Origin of the sequence: Rhizobium sp. G21, from assembly GCF_014158035.1 — a bacterium.
In the GTDB taxonomy this organism is placed as follows: Bacteria; Pseudomonadota; Alphaproteobacteria; order Rhizobiales; family Rhizobiaceae; genus Rhizobium_E.
In genome coordinates, this window is record NZ_JACFXW010000001.1 from 2,975,741 (window position 1) to 2,992,933 (window position 17,193).

The following is a 17,193-nucleotide window of genomic DNA, read 5'->3' on the forward strand; positions in this document are numbered from 1 at the left end:
AATCAGGCGAGCTTGGCGACGACGGCGTCGGCGATCGCTTCCGGCGTGATGCCGAAATAGCTGTAAAGCTCCTTGTAGGGGCCGGAAGCGCCGAAGCCCTTCATGCCCACGAACACGCCGTCGGAGCCGATGAAGCGGTCCCAGCCCTGGCGGATGGCGGCTTCGACGCCGACCTTGACCTTGGCGGAGCCGAGAACGGAGGCCTTGTATTCGTCAGACTGGGCTTCGAACAGTTCGAAGCTCGGCACGGAGACGACGCGGGCGGCAATCCCCTTGTCGGCGAGCAGCGCCTTGGCCTTCACTGCGATTTCGACTTCCGAACCGGAGGCGAAGATGGTCGCCTGGGCGTCGGCGGCGTCCTGCAGCACATAAGCGCCCCTGGCCGAGAGATTTTCGGCCGAATAGGTGGTGCGCATGGCGGCGAGATTCTGGCGGGTGAGGGCGATGCCCGAGGGGTGATCCTTGGCTTCGAGCGCGGCCTGCCAGCATTCCACCGTCTCGGTGGCGTCGGCCGGGCGGAACATCACCAGGTTCGGGATGGCGCGCAGCGCCGCCATCTGTTCCACCGGCTGGTGGGTCGGGCCGTCTTCGCCCAGCCCGATCGAGTCATGCGTCAGCACATGGATGACGCGGATGCCCATCAGCGCGGCGAGGCGGATCGACGGACGGCAGTAGTCCGAGAAGATCAGGAAGCCGCCGGAATAGGGGATTAGGCCGCCATGCAGCGCGATGCCGTTCATCGCCGCCGCCATGCCATGTTCGCGGATGCCGTAATGCAGGTAACGACCCGAGAAATCGGTGGGCGTGATCGAGGCGGTCTGGCTGGTCTTGGTGTTGTTGGAGCCGGTCAGGTCGGCGGAGCCGCCGATCGTTTCGGCAACCACGCCATTGATGACTTCCAGCGCGTCTTCGGACGCCTTGCGGGTGGCGAGCGTGGGCTTGCCGTCGGCCAGCTTCTGCTTGTAGGCGGCGATCGCGTCATCCAGGTTCTTTGGCAGTTCGCCGGAGAAGCGACGGTTGAACTCGTCCTTCTTGTCCGAGGCCCGCAGGCGACCGGCCCAGGCCTTGTGCGCGTCAGCGGAGCGGACGCCCGACTCGCGCCAGGCCGAGAGAACGTCGGCGGGCACCACGAAGGCTTCGGATTCCCAGTTCAGCGCCTTGCGGGCGGCGGCGATTTCGTCGGCGCCGAGCGGCGAACCATGCACCTTGTGGGTGCCGGCCTTGTTGGGCGCGCCGAAACCGATCACCGTCTTGCAGGCGATCATGGTGGGCTTGTCGGACTTCTGGGCGGTTTCGATCGCCGCGGCGATCGCGTCCGGATCATGGCCGTCGACGGCGATGGTGTTCCAGCCCGAGGCGCGGAAGCGGGCGTGCTGGTCGGTGGAGTCGGCCATGGAGACCGCGCCGTCGATGGTGATGTTGTTGTCGTCCCAGAAGACGATCAGCTTGTTGAGCTTGAGGTGGCCGGCCAGCGAAATCGCTTCCTGGCTGATGCCTTCCATCAGGCAGCCGTCGCCGGCGAGCACATAGGTGAAGTGATCCTGAAGGTCGCTTCCGAATTCCTGCGCGAGCTTCTTTTCGGCGATCGCCATGCCCACCGAGGTCGCGATGCCCTGGCCGAGCGGTCCGGTGGTCGTCTCGATGCCTGAGGCGTGGCCGTATTCGGGGTGGCCGGCGGTCTTGGCGTGCAGCTGGCGGAACGACTTGATGTCGTCGATCGTCATGTCCTCGTAGCCGGTGAGATAGAGGAGCGAATAGAGCAGCATCGAGCCGTGGCCGGCCGACAGCACGAAGCGGTCGCGATCGGGCCAGTGCGGAGCCTTGGGGTCGAATTTCAGATAGCGGGTGAACAGCACGGTCGCCACATCGGCGGCGCCCATCGGCAGGCCAGGGTGACCCGAATTGGCCTTTTCCACGGCGTCCATGGAGAGGAAACGGATCGCATTCGCCATCCGGTCGTGTGTTTCGCGTGAGATCATGTCGTCGACGGCTCCGGAAAATGGAAGGAGGCAGCCTTGTCGACTGCCGTCAAAGCAGGGGACACATAGCAGTTGGGCGGACTGAGTCAACAAAGACGCCGAAAATACGCGCACATGCGCGAGGCTTGCGGCCAATATTTGTGCGTCGGCAATCGCACTCTTTCCAATGGCAAGCGGAAAGGATGCGAAGCGGCACTGCAACTCTTCCACAGAATAGCCTGATTTACCGATGTTTTGATCGATTGACGGATGAAGGAGCCTTCCCTTACTATCGGGCTTCTCGCACGGTGAGCGCGGCAAACGCGATTCGCCGCTTTTTGGATGACAGGGACGATGCAAGCAGGGCCAGCAGTCATGTCGGCTTTCGAGGAGTTGCGCCGCGCGCTCGGAGACCTCGACCGCGCGATCGACCGCCGGTTCGATCGGGAGCGCGACTCCGCCGAACTCGAGGCGGAAGTGAGGCGCACGCATGCGGATCGCTCGCGGTTGGCGCAGGAACTGGATCACTCGCAGTTCCGGGCCAATCGGCTCGAAGAAGTCAATCGCGAAGTCTCGAGGCGCCTCGTGACGGCCATGGAAACAATCAGGGCGGTTCTCGACCGCTGACAGACCGGTATGGGTGCGTAGGCATGGCTCAAGTCACAGTGACGATCGACGGCAAATCCTATCGCATGGCGTGCGAGGAAGGGCAGGAAGAACATCTCACCGGACTGGCCCAGACTTTCGACCAATATGTCATCCATCTCAAGCGGCAGTTCGGCGAGATCGGCGATCTCCGGCTGACGGTGATGGCCGGGATCATGGTGATGGACGAACTGTTTGAAGCCAATCGCGCCAAGACCGCCTTGCTCCAGGAGGTCGAAGGGCTTCGCAAGACCCGCGAAGGCGCAAACGCAGCCGCGGAACGCAATGACGCGGCGGTCGCGGGCATGATCAGCGAGATTGCCCAGCAGGTAAAGGAGATCTCCGCCAAGCTCGAAGGGCCGCGCGAACAGGCCTGAGCTTTTTCGAAGGTTGTCCCTTTTGTTTCACGAGAAAATCACTATATTGAAGTTGCGGTCTGCGCCTCTCGACAGGAAAAATTTTCCTTGGGGCCATACTCGATCTTATGGGAGCTGTCCCTGTTTTGGCCTGTGGGCTGGAGCACATGGCGCCCACCTACTTTTGTAGGCGCCCAGGATCGAACTTCCATCGGTCGTCGTGGATCGCACTTTTCCCATCCCGGCTCAGCCGCAGATGCGGGTTTTCCTCAGATAGGGACTGCCATGGAAATCCGTCGCCCAATCGCGACGGACGACGCAATTCTTATCGTTTGTCGCGACGTCGTCGGAGTGGGTGACGACGGTGTCGCCGGAGACATTGCCCGAAGGTCCCCCGTGGCGGTCGCCGCGACAAGAAAAGCAAGAATAGTCATCGCTGTCATGACGAAGTATTGCATTGCCTCGGCCTCCCCTCAACTGGACATGCAGTCGATTAAGATGCTTTTAAGCATAGGTCTGTTCCCAAGGGAACAGGATTCTTTTAGGGTTTCTTAATTCTCCATATCGCGTTGCAGCAAAAATGTGAACACGCCTCACATATTCAGCATTTTCTGTTGTAAATCCATAGATAAGCGACGGGGGCGGCCCGCGGTGTTGATCAGCGCGATGGTCACCGTCGCCTCCATCAGCCGTGTTTGATCTTTCAGGATCGTCTGCCGCAACACCATGCGGGCGCCTGCCGCTGTCTCGGTTCGTGTCAGCACTGTCAGAATATCGTCCATGCGGGCCGAGGCGAGAAAATCGATCTCCATGTGGCGGACGACGAAAGCGGCCTTTTCGCCGTCCACCACCATCTCCGCCTGTTCGACGCCGAGGCAACGCAGGAAGTCGGTGCGGCCGCGCTCGAGGAAATGCAGGTAGCGGGCGTGATAGACGACGCCGGAGAAGTCCGTGTCCTCGTAATAGACGCGCTGGGTGAGCCGGTGGCCGTCGGGGCTTAATTCGCCGGCAAGCGGGATCATTATCTGGGTCATGGGCGCTCCATCGTCACGTCGCTCGCGCTGTACACGGCCTCCGATCAAAGTCCAAGCCGGAACGCGGCGCCTTCGCCCTTGTTTGGCGCCTGCGCCGGCGATAGAGCTAGCGCAGCCAGCATGAAGGAGGAGCGCCATGTCCGGTCAACACGAGAGACGTCGTCTGCGGTCGCAGGACTGGTTCGACAATCCCGACCATATCGACATGACCGCGCTCTATCTCGAGCGTTTCATGAATTACGGCGTGACGCCCGAGGAATTGCGCTCCGGCAAGCCGATCATCGGCATCGCGCAATCAGGCAGCGATCTCACCCCTGCAATCGCCACCATGTCGATCTCGCCAAACGGGTGCGCGACGGCATTCGGGACGCGGGCGGCATTCCGATCGAATTTCCGACCCATCCGATCTTCGAAAATTGCAAGCGACCCACGGCGGCGCTCGACCGCAACCTCGCCTATCTCGGCCTGGTCGAAGTGCTCTACGGCTATCCGCTCGACGGGGTGGTGCTGACGACGGGCTGCGACAAGACGACTCCTTCGGCGATCATGGCCGCCTCCACCGTCGATATTCCCGCCATCGTGCTGTCGGGCGGACCGATGCTCGACGGCTGGCATGAGGGCGAACTGGCGGGCTCCGGCACGGTGATCTGGCGCATGCGGCGCAAATACGCAGCCGGCGAAATCGATCGTGAGGAATTCCTGCAGGCCGCGCTCGATTCCGCCCCGTCGATCGGCCATTGCAACACGATGGGCACCGCCTCGACCATGAATGCGCTCGCCGAAGCGCTCGGCCTGTCGCTGACCGGTTGCGGCGCGATCCCCGCCGCCTATCGCGAGCGCGGCCAGATGGCCTATCGCACCGGCCGGCGCGCCGTCGAGATCGTCTGGGAGGACCTCAAGCCGTCCGACATCCTGACGCGCGACGCCTTCCTGAACGCCATCAAGGTCAATTCCGCCATTGGAGGCTCGACCAACGCCCAGCCGCATCTCGCCGCCATGGCCAAGCACGCCGGCGTCGAGCTCCATCCCGAGGATTGGCAGGTTTACGGTTTCGACATTCCGCTGCTCGCCAATGTCCAGCCGGCCGGCGCCTATCTCGGCGAGCGCTATCACCGCGCCGGCGGCACGCCGGCAATCATGTGGGAGCTGATGCAGGCCGGCAAGCTGGCCGGCGACTGTCGCACGATCACCGGCAAGGCCATGGCTGAGAATCTGGAGGGACGCGAAGCCGTGGACCGCGAGGTGATCAAGCCATTCGCCGCGCCGCTCAAGCACCGGGCCGGCTTCCTGGTGCTCAGGGGCAATCTGTTCGATTTCGCCATCATGAAGATGAGCGTGGTGTCGGAGGATTTCCGCAGCCGCTATCTCTCCGAGCCGGGCCGCGAAGGCGTGTTCGAGGGCAAGGCCGTGGTGTTCGACGGCTCCGAAGATTATCACGCCCGGATCAACGATCCCGCTCTCGATATCGACGAGCGCACGATTCTCGTGATCCGCGGCGCGGGTCCCCTGGGCTGGCCGGGATCGGCGGAGGTGGTCAACATGCAGCCGCCGGATCATATCCTCAAGCGCGGAATCAAGAGCCTGCCGACCATCGGCGACGGGCGCCAGTCCGGCACCGCCGACAGTCCCTCGATCCTCAACGCCTCGCCCGAAAGCGCCGCCGGCGGCGGGCTCGCCTGGGTGCGCACCGGCGACGTCATCCGCATCGATTTCAATCAGGGTCTCTGCGACATGCTGGTGGATGAGGCCGAGATCGCCAAACGCAAGCAGGACGGCATTCCGAAAGTTCCCCGGACGCAACTCCCTGGCAGCGGCTCTACCGCCAAACCGTGGCGCAATTGTCCGACGGCGCGGTGATCGACGGCGCGGCGGACTTCCGCCAGATCGCCAAGACGCCGCCCCGGCACAATCACTGATCCATCGTTTTCGCCGATCCGGCTTATCGAAGCCTGCGTAGAAAAAATGCAGGCTTTCGACACGGCTTGCATTTTAGGTCTTAGGAACATAAAGTGAACGTATGGTTCAGCTCAAGATTCGCGACAAGCTGGCGATCCTCTCGGACGCCGCGAAATATGACGCCTCCTGCGCCTCCTCCGGAACGACCAAGCGCAATTCGGCTGATGGCAAGGGGCTCGGCTCCACGGAAAGCATGGGCATCTGCCACGCTTATGCGCCGGATGGGCGCTGCATCTCGCTGCTCAAGATCCTGATGACCAATTTCTGCATCTATGATTGCGCCTATTGCATCAACCGGGCGTCGTCGAATGTACAGGGGGCGCGCTTCACGCCCGACGAAGTGGTCTGGCTGACGATCGAATTCTATCGCCGCAACTATATCGAGGGCCTGTTCCTCTCCTCCGGCATCATCAAATCGCCCGACGACACGATGGCGGATATGGTGCGCATCGCACGCGACCTGCGTCAGGTTCACAATTTCCGCGGCTATATCCACCTCAAGACCATTCCGGACGCCGCCCCCGCTTTGGTGGAGGAGGCGGGGCTCTTCGCCGACCGCCTGTCGATCAATATCGAATTGCCGCAGGACCAGTCCGTGACGCGCTATGCGCCGCAGAAGAGCCCAGTGTCGATCCGCAAATCCATGGCCGATCTTCGGCTCAAGATCGACGAACATTCCGAACCGAGCCCGATCACCAAGAAGAAGAAGCGCTTCACGCCGGCTGGCCAGAGCACGCAGATGATCATCGGCGCCGACGCCAGCACGGACGAGGATATTCTCGTGCGCAGCGAAAGCCTTTATTCCGGCTACCAGCTGCGCCGCGTCTATTATTATTCCGCCTTCAGCCCCATTCCGGATTCGTCGTCCGCGCTGCCTCTGATAAAGCCGCCGCTGATCCGCGAGCACCGGCTTTACCAGGCCGATTGGCTGACTCGTTTCTACGGCTTCTCCGCCCGCGAGATCATGTCGGCGCAGCCGGGCGGCATGCTGGATCTCGGCCTCGATCCCAAGCTCGCCTGGGCGCTCGCCAATCGCGGCGCCTTTCCCGTCGACGTCAACAAGGCGGGCAAGGAGACGCTGCTGCGCGTGCCCGGCTTCGGCTCCAAATCCGTCGGACGCATCCTCACGTCGCGGCGGGTCAAGTCGCTGCGCCATGACGACCTCGTGCGGCTCGGCGCGGTGATGAGCAAGGCCCGGCCCTTCATCTCCTGTGTCGACTGGAACCCGCGTGGGCTCACCGATTCCGAGGGCCTCAAGGCGCGATTCCAGCCGGCGCCGCAACAATTGTCGCTGTTCTGATGGTTTCCGTCATCCTGCCGAAACTGGGCTTTGCCGAGGCCTGGCGGAGCGAAGCGCGCACGCTGCTGCTGAAGGGCGCGCCACCCGAGGTCGTGTCCTGGCGCGTGGAAGGCGAGGGCGGCGATCTCTTCGGCGGCTTCGATCTGGCGGATGAGGCGAGATACACGCCTATTCAGGAGCCGCGTAGTCCCGCAGCTTTCCTGCCGCTCGCCGAGGCCGCGCTCTGCCATTCCGGTCCGGAGCGTTTCAGCCTGCCTTACCGACTGCTGTTTCGGCTGCAGGCGGATCGCAGCATCCTGCAGGATCGGTCCGACCGCGATGTCGCGGCGCTCATGGCGATGGAGAAATCCGTCCGGCGCGACAGCCACAAGATGAAGGCTTTCGTCCGCTTCCGCGAAGTCGGAGGGGAGGGAGACCGACGGCGCTTCGTCGCCTGGTTCGAGCCCGACCATTTCATTCTGGAGCGCACCGCGCCCTTCTTCGCACGCCGCTTCGCCGATATGGACTGGATGATCGTGACGCCCGGCGCTGCGGCTCTGTTTCTCGATGGCGCCTTGTCCATCTCGCCCTGCGAGGGCCGGCCCGATATGCCTGACGACGCCGCCGACGATCTCTGGCGCACCTATTATCGCAACATCTTCAATCCCGCCCGCCTGAAGGTGAAGGCGATGAAGAGCGAAATGCCGGTCAAATACTGGAAGAACCTTCCGGAAGCCCGGCTCATTCCCGAACTCATCGCCGGCGCTGAACGGCAGGTGCAGGAAATGCGCGCCGCCATGCCGACGCTGCCGTCGCCGCGCGCCGAGCGCATTTTGAGCCGCGTGGGACAAGTCGACATGCCCGACAGGGAAAAGGTTCCCGACACTCTGGAGGAAGCGAAGTCGCAGGCGCGTCATTGCACACGTTGCGACCTCTATTGCAACGCCACTCAGACCGTATTCGGCGAAGGTGAAACGAAGAACCCGTTGATGTTCGTCGGCGAGCAGCCGGGCGATCAGGAAGATCTCGCCGGGCGTCCCTTTGTGGGCCCCGCCGGAAAGGTGTTTAATGCCGCGCTCGAAGAAGCGGGGATCGACCGACGGCAGGCCTATGTCACCAATGCCGTGAAGCATTTCAAATTCGAACCGCGCGGCAAACGACGCATCCACAAGCGGCCCGACAAGGGCGAGGTCATCGCCTGCCGCTGGTGGCTGGATCTGGAGAAACAATTTACTCGGCCGAAGCTGATCGTCGTGCTCGGAGCGACCGCCGCCTATGCCGTCACCGGGGATGGCGACGGCATCCTCAAACGGCGCGGCATGCTCGAGAGGTCCGAGGACGATACGCCCGTCTTCATCACCATCCATCCTTCTGCGGTGCTGCGCGCCGGCTCTCCCGAAGCCGTCGCCGAAGCCCGCGCCGCCTTCACCGAGGATATGCGGACGCTGGCGCGAGCTCTGGCCGATCTCAAAACGTGATCTGGTCCTGCCAGACTTTCACGCCGGCCGCGTCACGTCGCGATCTCGGTCTTTCTGGTTTGCCGGCAAAGACCAAGGCGCTGTCGGCGGACAGCAAGAAACGGTCCATCAGGTCGATCGGCCGCTGGCCCGTCCCGCCATAGCGGCTCCACTCGCTCGACCAGAGGAGACTCCACTCGCATCCCGCCGGCGCGGCGAACAACGGATCCGGCACGCTCGTCACAGGCAGGTCCGCTCCGAAATTGAGGAGCAGCAGAAGATCGCCGGCGCTCTCGTCAGCGAAGAAACGCAGGAAAAACGCGTTTGTCGACAGGACCGAGCCGTCGACCCGCCGGTCATCGGCTGCGCTCCTGAAAGCCGGTTGGCCGCGCCTGAGCGAGACGAGATCGGCATGCAGGGCGCGAGCCGATATGTTCTTTTCCCATTCCGACCAGTCGAGCCGCGATGACTCGAATGTGGCCCGGTCACAGGGATCGGCGAGGCCGGCCTTGATCTCGGGGTCGCGGATGGACGGAAACTGGCTCAGAAAATCCGAGCGGCCATTGCGCACCAAGGCTTTCGTATCGGAATGCGGCTGGTCGGCGAAATAGTGGAAATTGGTGGCGGCGCCGAATTCCTGCCCCTGAAACAGCATCGGCGTCTGTGGCCCCAACATCAAAAGCGCCGTCATGGCGCGAATGCGTGGCGGCGAGGCCAGGCTCGACATCCGCAACCCCTTGGCGGAGTTGGCGATCTGGTCATGGTTCTGCAGGAAATGGATGAAATGCGACGGCTTCAGGTCGAGCGACGGCGATCCGCGCCGATAGTCCTGCCAATCATGACGCTGTCCCTGAAAGAGATAGCCGTATTTTGCGGCGGCGATGAATTCTTGCGGCGCGCCCCTGTGATCATGGAGATAGGCTTCGTTGCGCCCGGTCAGCGCGACCTTGGCGGAATGGTGGAAATCATCGTTCCACAACGAATCCAGCCCGTCGCCGCCTTCTTCCAGCGGCTTGACAAGTCGGGCTTCCTGCGGCTCGTTCTCGCCGACGATGTAGATGGCGCGTCCCTTGCCGGCGCGGCGGCAGGCCCGGCTGATCTCGCCGACGATATGCGGCCGCGTCTTGTCGATCAGCGCCTGGATGGCGTCGATGCGCAACCCGTCGAAGTGAAATTCCTCGATCCAGTAGGCGGCGTTGGCGATAAAGAATTCCCGCACCGGACCCGAATTCTCGCCATCGAAATTGATCGCCTCGCCCCATTCGTTGGCCGGTCCCTGGCTGAAATAGAAGCGGCTGAAATCCTTGAAGCGGTGGCCTGGGCCGAAGTGATTGTAGACGACGTCGAGGATGACGCCGATGCCGAGCGAATGCGCGGTGTCGATGAAGGCCTTCAGGTCGTCGGGGCTCCCGTAAAGCCGCGTCGGCGCAAACGGCAATACGCCGTCATATCCCCAGCCGAAGGCGCCGTCGAATTCATTGACGGGCATCATCTCGACGACGGTGACGCCGACCTCCTGGAGACGCGGCAGCATCTTGGCCGCTGCCGCCCATGTGCCTTCGGGTGTGAAAGTCCCGATATGCATTTCATAGACCACTTGGCCGTCGCGGACGACGCCCGTCCAACCGGCGTCTTGCCAGACGAAGGAATGCGCGTTGACGACCATCGACGGACCGGTCGGTCCCTCGGGCTGTCGGCGCGAGGCGGGATCAGCAAACAGCGCCTCGCCGCCGTCCAGCCTGAAATGATAGAGAGCGCCTTCCTTGACGCCGGCAACAGCCAGCGAGAAATAGCCGTCATCCTCTCTCTCCATAGGATGGTCATGGTCGTCGAGGACAAGATCCACTCTGTCGCGCTCCGGCGCCCAGAGCCGGAAGGCGCAGCCGTCTTCCCGCAGTTCAGCCCCGATCGGGTAACGACGCTCGGCGATCATGCCTGCGGCTCCAACGCCTTTGTCAGTTCCGCGGGTAGCGCGCTCTCGGCTTTGTTGTCGTCGGCGACGGCGACCAGCGTCTCTTCCAGCAGGGCGAAGGCCTCGTAGGGCTTCATCTCGATGTTTCCTTCCAGCCGTTCGCGCGGCTCGTAATTGGTGATCAGTGTCCGTCCTTGCGTCGAGAGCTCCGTCGGCAGCGTAGCGGTCACGATATCGGCGCTGAAGTTGGCCATCACGACGATGCGCTCGTCGCCCAGCCGGCGGGTATAGACGAAGAGCTTGGGATGCTGGTCGAGATAGGATTGAAATGCGCCATGCACCATGATGGGGTGGCGCTTGCGAAGCTCGATCAGCCGCCGGTAATGATTCCAGATCGAGCGCTCGTCACCCATTTCCGTTTCGGCGTTGATGCGCAGGAAGTTGGGATTGGTCTCGATCCAGGGCACGCCGGTGGTGAAACCGCCATTCGGCGCGGCGCTCCATTGCATGGGCGTGCGTGCATTGTCGCGACCGTTCTGGTTGGCGCCGGCGATGAACTCTTCCGAAGAACGGCCCGCTTCGACATGCAGCCGGTGCATGTTCAACGTCTCGATGTCCTTGTATTGATCGATCGACGAAAAGGCGGCGTTGGTCATGCCGATCTCCTCGCCCTGATAGACGAAGGGCGTGCCCTTGAGGAAATGTAGCGCGGTGGCGAGCATGGTGGCGGATTCGCGGTGGAAGCCCGCGGCGTCGCCATAGCGCGAGACCGCGCGCGGCAGATCGTGATTGCCCCAGAACAGCGAGTTCCAGCCGTCGTCGGATAGCGCCATCTGCCATTTGCCGAGCACGGATTTGAGGCCGACGAGATCGAAGGGCTTCGGCTTCCATTTGCCATAGACCTTGTCCCATTGCTGGGTCACATGTTCGAACTGGAAGATCATCGACAATTCGTTACGGGCGCGGCCGGTATAAAGCAGCGCCGATCCCGGAGTGGCGCTCCAGGCTTCGCCGACGGTCAGCACATCGCGTCCGGCCAGGGTTTCGCGATGCATTTCCTGAAGATAGTCGTGCAGATGCGGACCGTCCGTCGTCACGCCCTCGTCGACCTGCTTGCCGATTCGGTCGATCACGTCCATGCGGAAGCCGGCGATGCCCTTGTCCAGCCACCAGTTCATCATGCCGTAGATGTCCCGGCGCATATCGGCGTTCTCCCAGTTCAGGTCCGGTTGCCGATGCGAGAACTGGTGGAAGTAATATTGGCCGGTTGCGGATTCGAATGTCCAGGCTGGGCCGCCGAAATCCGAATTCAGCTGGTTGGGCAGGCCGCCTTTGTCGGTGGGGTCGCGCCAGACGTAATAGTCGCGGAACGGGTTGTCGCGCGATTTACGGGCTTCCTGAAACCAGACATGCTCGTCTGATGTATGGTTGACGACAAGGTCGAGGAGAATGCCGATATCCCGCTTCCTCGCTTCCGAGAGAAGTTCGTCGAAATCGTCGAAACTCCCGAATTCCGGGGCGATCGCCTGGTAATCCGAAATGTCGTATCCGTTGTCGTCCATCGGCGACTTGAAGATCGGCGACAACCAGAGAAGACCGACGCCGAGCCGCTGCAGATAATCCAGCCGTGAGGTAATGCCGGCGATATCGCCGATCCCATCGCCATTGCTGTGTCGAAGAAGCTTCTCGGATAGATTTGATAGACGGTCTCGGACTGCCACCATGTGGTCTGCATCTGGGTCTCCGGAAATCCATGGGAGGGAGTTCGCTCGTCTGATCGCGCACGGCGCCGGGGCCGACTCTCATGGTCGGACGATCCGACGCATGACGAAGTCAATTGCGCTTCAGGTCGATCTGACTGGTCACGACCGTTTTTCCGCTGGCGGGATCGCGGTCGGTGGTCACCAGCCGCATGCCGTTCGCGCCGACCTTTTCCACCGTCAACCGGGCGCTGCGGTCGCCGTTGACGGATTTCGCCCAGCGAATGTCGAGCTGCAGCGCATTGCCGGCGCGTTTGCCGGAAAGACCGGCTGGCCCGGTGCCTGCGCCGACATAGGTGCCGCGATAACGGCCTTTGGCGATCTTGAGATCGGCGCCGATCCGCCGGCTGATCACCACGAAGCCACGACATTTGCCGTTCAGCGACAAAGACGTCGCTTTGCCGACCGACGAGAGAAGGAGCAGGACACGTTGATCGGCGCACGGTTCGTGCGCGTCTTCACCGAGCCTCCGCCTTTCCATTCGCCGCTCAGGGAACGGAGAAACGCTGCGTCATCCGCCTGGGCGGAAAACGGCGGAGTAAAGGCCAGAAGGGCGGCCGCTGCGATCATCACGGTTTTCATCTTGTCGCTCCTGACATTGCTTCTGTCGAGAACGACGAAAGGCTGCAGGAGTTCCGAAACTCAGCGTTTCAGCGAGAGACCCACCAGGCCGGTCAGCGTTTCCTGCGCCGCCGATCCCTTCTGCGACGAGCGCTCCCAGGCGACGTCGGCGGTCAGGTCGAGCGAGCGCGAGATGCCCCAGGTGACGCCCGCGCCGAGATCGTAGACCGTCTGGTTGGCGGCGGCGGATTTGTAGTCGCGCCATGTCGCGCCGGCCGAAAGTTTGCCGCGAAGGTCCTCGATGATCACCTGCGTCAGAGCCATGTCGGTGGTATAGGCGATGGAGCCGCTCGATCCCGCGGAAGTCGAGGGTTCGACGTCGGTCTTGAGGCCCAGCGCCACATCCGTCCCACGTTGCGGCGACCAGTTGGCGTCGCCGTTGATGGTCAGGCCGGAGAGTTGATCGAGCCTGCCGTCCTTAAAGTCAGCGATCGTATAGCCGGCCCCGATCTCGCCGCGCAGTTTTTCGCCCATGTCGAACTCGACGCCGGTCTTGGCGGCGTAGAGATCGGCGTCGCGCAGATAGCCGGCGCCGTCGCGGGTATTGTCGTAGATCATCCGGCCATAGGATGCTTCGATGAAGGGAATGAGCGCAGGAGACAATTCGTAGCCGAGCCGACCGCGCAGCGTGGCGGTGTTCTGGTTGCGGTCGGATTGGTCGAGCCGCTGGCCTGTCGACAGCGTGGCGTCCCCATAGGTCTCGCGCTCGAAATCGACGCCGAGCGTGCCGCGGATAAGGCCGAGATCGCGGGTGATCGATGCGCCGGCGGTCCAGGTCGCGACCTCTGCCTGATTGGTCGCCCCGTCGATCGCGTTGGCGTCGCCGATATCCTCGCGTTCGAGACTGTAGCCGGCGGTCAGATTGGCGATCATGTCGTTGGAAATGTCGAGCCGCAGAGCGGCGTTGATCGAGCCTTCGGGATCGTCGCTCTTAAAGCCGCTCAGCGTCTTCTGCCAGGTTCCGTTGGTGTCGATCCGCAATTCGTGCTCGGACCAGTTGGAGGTCAGCGAGCCCTTCAGCCCGGTCTGCAGATAGGACCGGGTCTTGGTCCTGTCGCTGGATTTCTCGCGTTCGAAGCCGGCGCCGCCGGTGATCGTCGGCCGGAGCGTGAAGGCGCCGACCGGAATGCCGGGCGTCTCCTCGCTTTCGGGACGCCGGGCGCGCAGTCCGTCGACGGTCTGTTCCGACAGGTTTTGCCGGCCGAGATCCTGCCGAAGCGCGGCGTCGGCCGCCGCGTTCCGGTCGATATCGGCATCCGGCGTCGGCTGGACATCCTGTCGCGTTTGATCGTCCGCGTCGCCCGGTTCGGCGGTCTGGTCCGTCGTCGTCGCGGCCCAGGTCCGATCGGTTTCGTCGGAGGGCGGGGCCATGGTCGCGCTCTGGGCCCGGGCGTCTGCCGCACACATGAGGGTCGCGCCCGCCACGATCAGCAGCGAGGAGAGAATGCGCGACTTTAAGCGGGCGTCGAGGGCGCGTTTGGACATGCGAACCGGGTGATTGGCGTCAATGATTACTCATTGGTAAAGGAGCAAGGTTAACGAAGCGTTTCCAACTGGGGCCCGGCTGCAACGCGGGCCGCCTCGGCAGCCGCCTTAAATCGATTTTTGCCGAACCGTCTCTGGACAAGCGCGGCGGAAGGAGTAAACGACCGGCATGAACGACACTATTCTGAACTTGACCGAGAGCGACGCCGCCCTCTCCGCGATCCGCACCATCCGCGCCGAGAAATCGGGGCTCGCCGACCTCGAAAAGGCGCTGTCGAACGGATTGTCGGAGAGCTTCACCGCCGCGATCGCCCGGTTGGGCGGCATTTCCGGTCGCGTCATCGTCACCGGCATCGGCAAGAGCGGTCATGTCGGCGCCAAGATTGCCGCGACGCTTGCCTCGACGGGCACGCCGGCATTCTTCGTGCATCCGGTCGAGGCCAATCACGGCGATCTCGGCATGATCACGCCGCACGACGCCATCATCGCTTTGTCCTGGAGCGGGGAAAGCACCGAGCTTCAGGGCATCCTTGCTTATTCCCGCCGATTCTCGATCCCGTTGATCGCGGTCACGTCGGGGCCGGATTCGACATTGGCGCGCAGCGCCGACATCGTTCTCTGCCTGCCGAAGTCGCAGGAGGCCTGTCCGCATGGACTGGCGCCGACCACATCGGCGCTGATGCAGCTCGCCATCGGCGACGCCATCGCGGTGGCGCTTCTTGAAGCTCGCGGCTTTACGGCAGGCGATTTCAAGACCTTCCATCCCGGCGGCAAGCTGGGCGCGACATTGTCGCATGTCCGCGACGTCATGCATGCCGGCGACCGCGTGCCGCTGGTGCCCAAGGGCACGTCGATGCCGGAAGCGGTGCTGGTGTTGTCGCGCAAACGCTTCGGTTGCGTCGGTGTGGTGGATGAAGAGGGACGCCTCTGCGGCATCGTCACCGAAGGCGACATGGCGCGCAATCTGGCCCGCGATCTCTCGGTGCTCGACGTGGACGACGTCATGACGCCCAATCCGAAGACGGTGAAGGGCAACGTCCTGGCCGCAACCGCGATGGCGCTTCTCGAGCAATACAGCATTTCGGCGCTGATCGTCATCGACGACGACCATCGTCCTCAGGGCATCGTGCATTTCCACGATCTTCTTCGGATCGGCGTCGCCTGAGGAAAGGGCCGGCGAACCATATGAGCCGGCGTCAACCGCCCCGGGGCCGGCGTCAACCGGCCTCCACCAGCAGATCAGAGCCGTCGGCGGCCACGACTTTCACCTTCGCGCCGACCGGCAGATCGGGCCCTTTGACGACCCAGACCGTGTCGCCGAGCTTTACTCGGCCAAAACCGTTGTGGATGGGGTCGATGAGATCGCCCATGCGGCCGACCAGGCTTTGGGCGCGCTTGTTGAGCAACGGCTCGTCGCTGTCCTCGCCCCTTCGACGAAGCCAGCCCCTGCCGACGAACAGGAACAGGCAGGACAGGGCGGCGAAGGCCAGCCACTGAATCTCCCAGGACCACCAGGCCGCATTCCAGGCGGCCAGAGACACGGCGCCGATCGCCGCGGCGGCGAGACCCACCCAGATCAGGAAATTGCCGGGTAGAGCGATCTCGGCGGCCAGCAACGCCGCGCCCAGGATCACCCAGCTCCAGGGTCCCAGCGATTGGATGAGCCCGATGATCATGACTGGCCATCCGTGCGCGGCGCGAAGGGATTGACCACAGGCGTGGACGCTTGCGCCACTCGATTGACGGGACGTGGCGGCGCGCCGTCGGCGCCGAACACTTCCTTGGCGATGGCGCCGATGCCGCCGAGCGTGCCGATCAGCGAAGAAGCCTCCATCGGCATCAGCACGATCTTGGAATTGCCCGCAGTGCCGATCGAGGTCAGCGCCTCGGTGTATTTCTGCGCGACGAAGTAGTTGATCGCCTGCACGTCGCCAGCTGCGATGGCTTCCGACACCATCTGCGTCGCCTTGGCTTCGGCTTGCGCCATGCGCTCGCGGGCCTCGGCCTCACGGAACGCGGCTTCACGCTCGCCTTCGGCTTTCAGGATCGCCGCCTGCTTGGCGCCTTCGGCCTTCAGGATCTGCGAGGCGCGGAAGCCTTCGGCTTCCAGCACCTGGGCGCGTTTTTCGCGCTCCGCCTTCATCTGCCGCCCCATGGATTCGACGAGGTCCGCCGGCGGGGTGATATCCTTTATTTCGACGCGGGTGATCTTGATGCCCCAGGGATTGGCGGCGTCATCGACGGTGCGCAAGAGGCGCTCGTTGATCGTGTCGCGGTTGGAGAGCAGTTCGTCGAGATCCATCGAGCCCATGACCGAGCGAATGTTCGTCATGGTCAGGTTGAGAAGCGCCTGGTTGAGATTGGAAATCTGGTAGGCGGCCTGGGCGGCGTTCAGCACCTGGTAGAAGGCCACCGCATCGGCGCGGACCGAGGCGTTGTCCTTGGTGATCACTTCCTGGGTCGGAACGTCGAGCACCTGCTCCATCACATTCATCTTCGCCCCGATCGTGTCGATGAAGGGAATGATGAGGTTGAGGCCGGGATGCAGGGTGCGGGTGTATTTCTGGAACCGCTCGACGGTGTAATTATAGCCCTGCGGCACCGTCTTGATGCCGGCGAACAGGGTGAGGATGATCAGGCCGACCACGACGATGACGGCGATATCCATTCCGGACAGGAATTCCATGGCGTAAACGCTCCCTCTTGCTGTTCCGCTTCATCCTATACGTA

General features: G+C 63.0%; 14 protein-coding genes, 1 other RNA gene and 1 pseudogene. 7 read left to right on the forward strand and 9 right to left on the reverse strand.

Annotated features, from left to right (window positions below; translation table 11 throughout):
* Positions 1-2: 2 nt before the first annotated feature.
* Positions 3-1,979: a transketolase gene (gene tkt / locus H2O14_RS15030; protein ID WP_182828288.1), complete on the reverse strand. Its 1,977-nt coding sequence runs from the start codon at positions 1,977-1,979 to the stop codon at positions 3-5.
* Between the two features lie 333 nt (positions 1,980-2,312).
* Between tkt and H2O14_RS15035 the strand changes: the two genes are divergently transcribed.
* From H2O14_RS15035 to ssrS, 3 genes are all read left to right on the forward strand, one after another.
* A complete protein-coding gene (locus tag H2O14_RS15035) occupies positions 2,313-2,585 on the forward strand; it encodes a DUF4164 domain-containing protein (protein ID WP_137155966.1) in 273 nt (90 codons plus the stop codon).
* A 23-nt stretch (positions 2,586-2,608) separates the two neighbouring features.
* On the forward strand, positions 2,609-2,980 hold the full coding sequence (locus tag H2O14_RS15040) for a cell division protein ZapA (protein WP_182828289.1): 372 nt from the start codon (positions 2,609-2,611) through the stop codon (positions 2,978-2,980).
* Between the two features lie 53 nt (positions 2,981-3,033).
* Positions 3,034-3,190, forward strand: a non-coding RNA gene (ssrS, locus tag H2O14_RS15045) — 6S RNA.
* A gap of 362 nt (positions 3,191-3,552) precedes the next feature.
* Here the strand turns inward: ssrS and ybgC are convergent.
* On the reverse strand, positions 3,553-3,993 hold the full coding sequence (ybgC, locus tag H2O14_RS15050) for a tol-pal system-associated acyl-CoA thioesterase (RefSeq protein ID WP_182828290.1): 441 nt from the start codon (positions 3,991-3,993) through the stop codon (positions 3,553-3,555).
* A 136-nt stretch (positions 3,994-4,129) separates the two neighbouring features.
* On the opposite strand from ybgC, the pseudogene H2O14_RS15055 reads away from it, so the two are divergent.
* The 3 genes and pseudogenes from H2O14_RS15055 (at position 4,130) to H2O14_RS15065 (ending at position 8,706) form a co-directional block, all read left to right on the forward strand.
* Positions 4,130-5,909, forward strand: a pseudogene (locus H2O14_RS15055) (IlvD/Edd family dehydratase).
* Positions 5,910-6,010: 101 nt separating this feature from the next.
* A complete protein-coding gene (locus tag H2O14_RS15060; RefSeq protein ID WP_182828291.1) occupies positions 6,011-7,249 on the forward strand; it encodes a putative DNA modification/repair radical SAM protein in 1,239 nt (412 codons plus the stop codon).
* Complete coding sequence (locus H2O14_RS15065) at positions 7,249-8,706, forward strand: UdgX family uracil-DNA binding protein (protein WP_182828292.1); 1,458 nt, start codon at positions 7,249-7,251, stop codon at positions 8,704-8,706. The genes H2O14_RS15060 and H2O14_RS15065 overlap by 1 nt, the downstream gene beginning before the upstream one ends.
* Here H2O14_RS15065 and treZ read toward each other — a convergent pair.
* The 5 genes from treZ to H2O14_RS15085 form a co-directional block, all read right to left on the reverse strand.
* Entirely contained in the window at positions 8,696-10,618 is a 1,923-nt protein-coding gene (gene treZ, locus H2O14_RS15070) for a malto-oligosyltrehalose trehalohydrolase (protein ID WP_182828293.1), read from the reverse strand. The genes H2O14_RS15065 and treZ overlap by 11 nt on opposite strands.
* A complete protein-coding gene (locus tag H2O14_RS15075; protein ID WP_246697401.1) occupies positions 10,615-12,321 on the reverse strand; it encodes a glycoside hydrolase family 13 protein in 1,707 nt (568 codons plus the stop codon). The genes treZ and H2O14_RS15075 overlap by 4 nt, the downstream gene beginning before the upstream one ends.
* 109 nt (positions 12,322-12,430) lie before the next feature.
* Positions 12,431-12,745: a hypothetical protein gene (locus H2O14_RS28885; RefSeq protein ID WP_312858607.1), complete on the reverse strand. Its 315-nt coding sequence runs from the start codon at positions 12,743-12,745 to the stop codon at positions 12,431-12,433.
* Complete coding sequence (locus tag H2O14_RS28890) at positions 12,736-12,939, reverse strand: hypothetical protein (RefSeq protein ID WP_312858608.1); 204 nt, start codon at positions 12,937-12,939, stop codon at positions 12,736-12,738. Before H2O14_RS28890 ends, H2O14_RS28885 begins: the two co-directional genes overlap by 10 nt.
* 60 nt (positions 12,940-12,999) lie before the next feature.
* Positions 13,000-14,463, reverse strand: a complete 1,464-nt coding sequence (locus tag H2O14_RS15085) for an outer membrane beta-barrel protein (protein ID WP_182828294.1) — start codon at positions 14,461-14,463, stop codon at positions 13,000-13,002.
* Between the two features lie 169 nt (positions 14,464-14,632).
* Here H2O14_RS15085 and H2O14_RS15090 point away from each other — a divergent pair, with 169 nt between their 5' ends.
* Positions 14,633-15,628 (forward strand): SIS domain-containing protein, encoded by a 996-nt coding sequence (locus H2O14_RS15090; RefSeq protein ID WP_182828295.1) that lies wholly within the window; start codon positions 14,633-14,635, stop codon positions 15,626-15,628.
* Between the two features lie 52 nt (positions 15,629-15,680).
* Here the strand turns inward: H2O14_RS15090 and H2O14_RS15095 are convergent, their stop codons facing one another.
* Positions 15,681-16,139, reverse strand: coding sequence for an NfeD family protein (locus H2O14_RS15095; protein ID WP_182828296.1), 459 nt, complete (start codon positions 16,137-16,139; stop codon positions 15,681-15,683).
* Positions 16,136-17,140 (reverse strand): SPFH domain-containing protein, encoded by a 1,005-nt coding sequence (locus H2O14_RS15100; protein WP_182829392.1) that lies wholly within the window; start codon positions 17,138-17,140, stop codon positions 16,136-16,138. The genes H2O14_RS15095 and H2O14_RS15100 overlap by 4 nt, the downstream gene beginning before the upstream one ends.
* Positions 17,141-17,193: the final 53 nt, after the last annotated feature.

Bases quoted from the DNA above. Each gene is read 5' to 3' on its own strand.
- tkt (WP_182828288.1), bottom strand. From the start codon at position 1,979: ATGATCTCACGCGAAACACACGACCGGATGGCGAATGCGATCCGTTTC.
- H2O14_RS15035 (WP_137155966.1), top strand. From the start codon at position 2,313: ATGCAAGCAGGGCCAGCAGTCATGTCGGCTTTCGAGGAGTTGCGCCGC.
- H2O14_RS15040 (WP_182828289.1), top strand. From the start codon at position 2,609: ATGGCTCAAGTCACAGTGACGATCGACGGCAAATCCTATCGCATGGCG.
- ybgC (WP_182828290.1), bottom strand. From the start codon at position 3,993: ATGACCCAGATAATGATCCCGCTTGCCGGCGAATTAAGCCCCGACGGC.
- H2O14_RS15060 (WP_182828291.1), top strand. From the start codon at position 6,011: ATGGTTCAGCTCAAGATTCGCGACAAGCTGGCGATCCTCTCGGACGCC.
- H2O14_RS15065 (WP_182828292.1), top strand. From the start codon at position 7,249: ATGGTTTCCGTCATCCTGCCGAAACTGGGCTTTGCCGAGGCCTGGCGG.
- treZ (WP_182828293.1), bottom strand. From the start codon at position 10,618: ATGATCGCCGAGCGTCGTTACCCGATCGGGGCTGAACTGCGGGAAGAC.
- H2O14_RS15075 (WP_246697401.1), bottom strand. From the start codon at position 12,321: ATGGTGGCAGTCCGAGACCGTCTATCAAATCTATCCGAGAAGCTTCTT.
- H2O14_RS28890 (WP_312858608.1), bottom strand. From the start codon at position 12,939: ATGAAAACCGTGATGATCGCAGCGGCCGCCCTTCTGGCCTTTACTCCG.
- H2O14_RS15085 (WP_182828294.1), bottom strand. From the start codon at position 14,463: ATGTCCAAACGCGCCCTCGACGCCCGCTTAAAGTCGCGCATTCTCTCC.
- H2O14_RS15090 (WP_182828295.1), top strand. From the start codon at position 14,633: ATGAACGACACTATTCTGAACTTGACCGAGAGCGACGCCGCCCTCTCC.
- H2O14_RS15095 (WP_182828296.1), bottom strand. From the start codon at position 16,139: ATGATCATCGGGCTCATCCAATCGCTGGGACCCTGGAGCTGGGTGATC.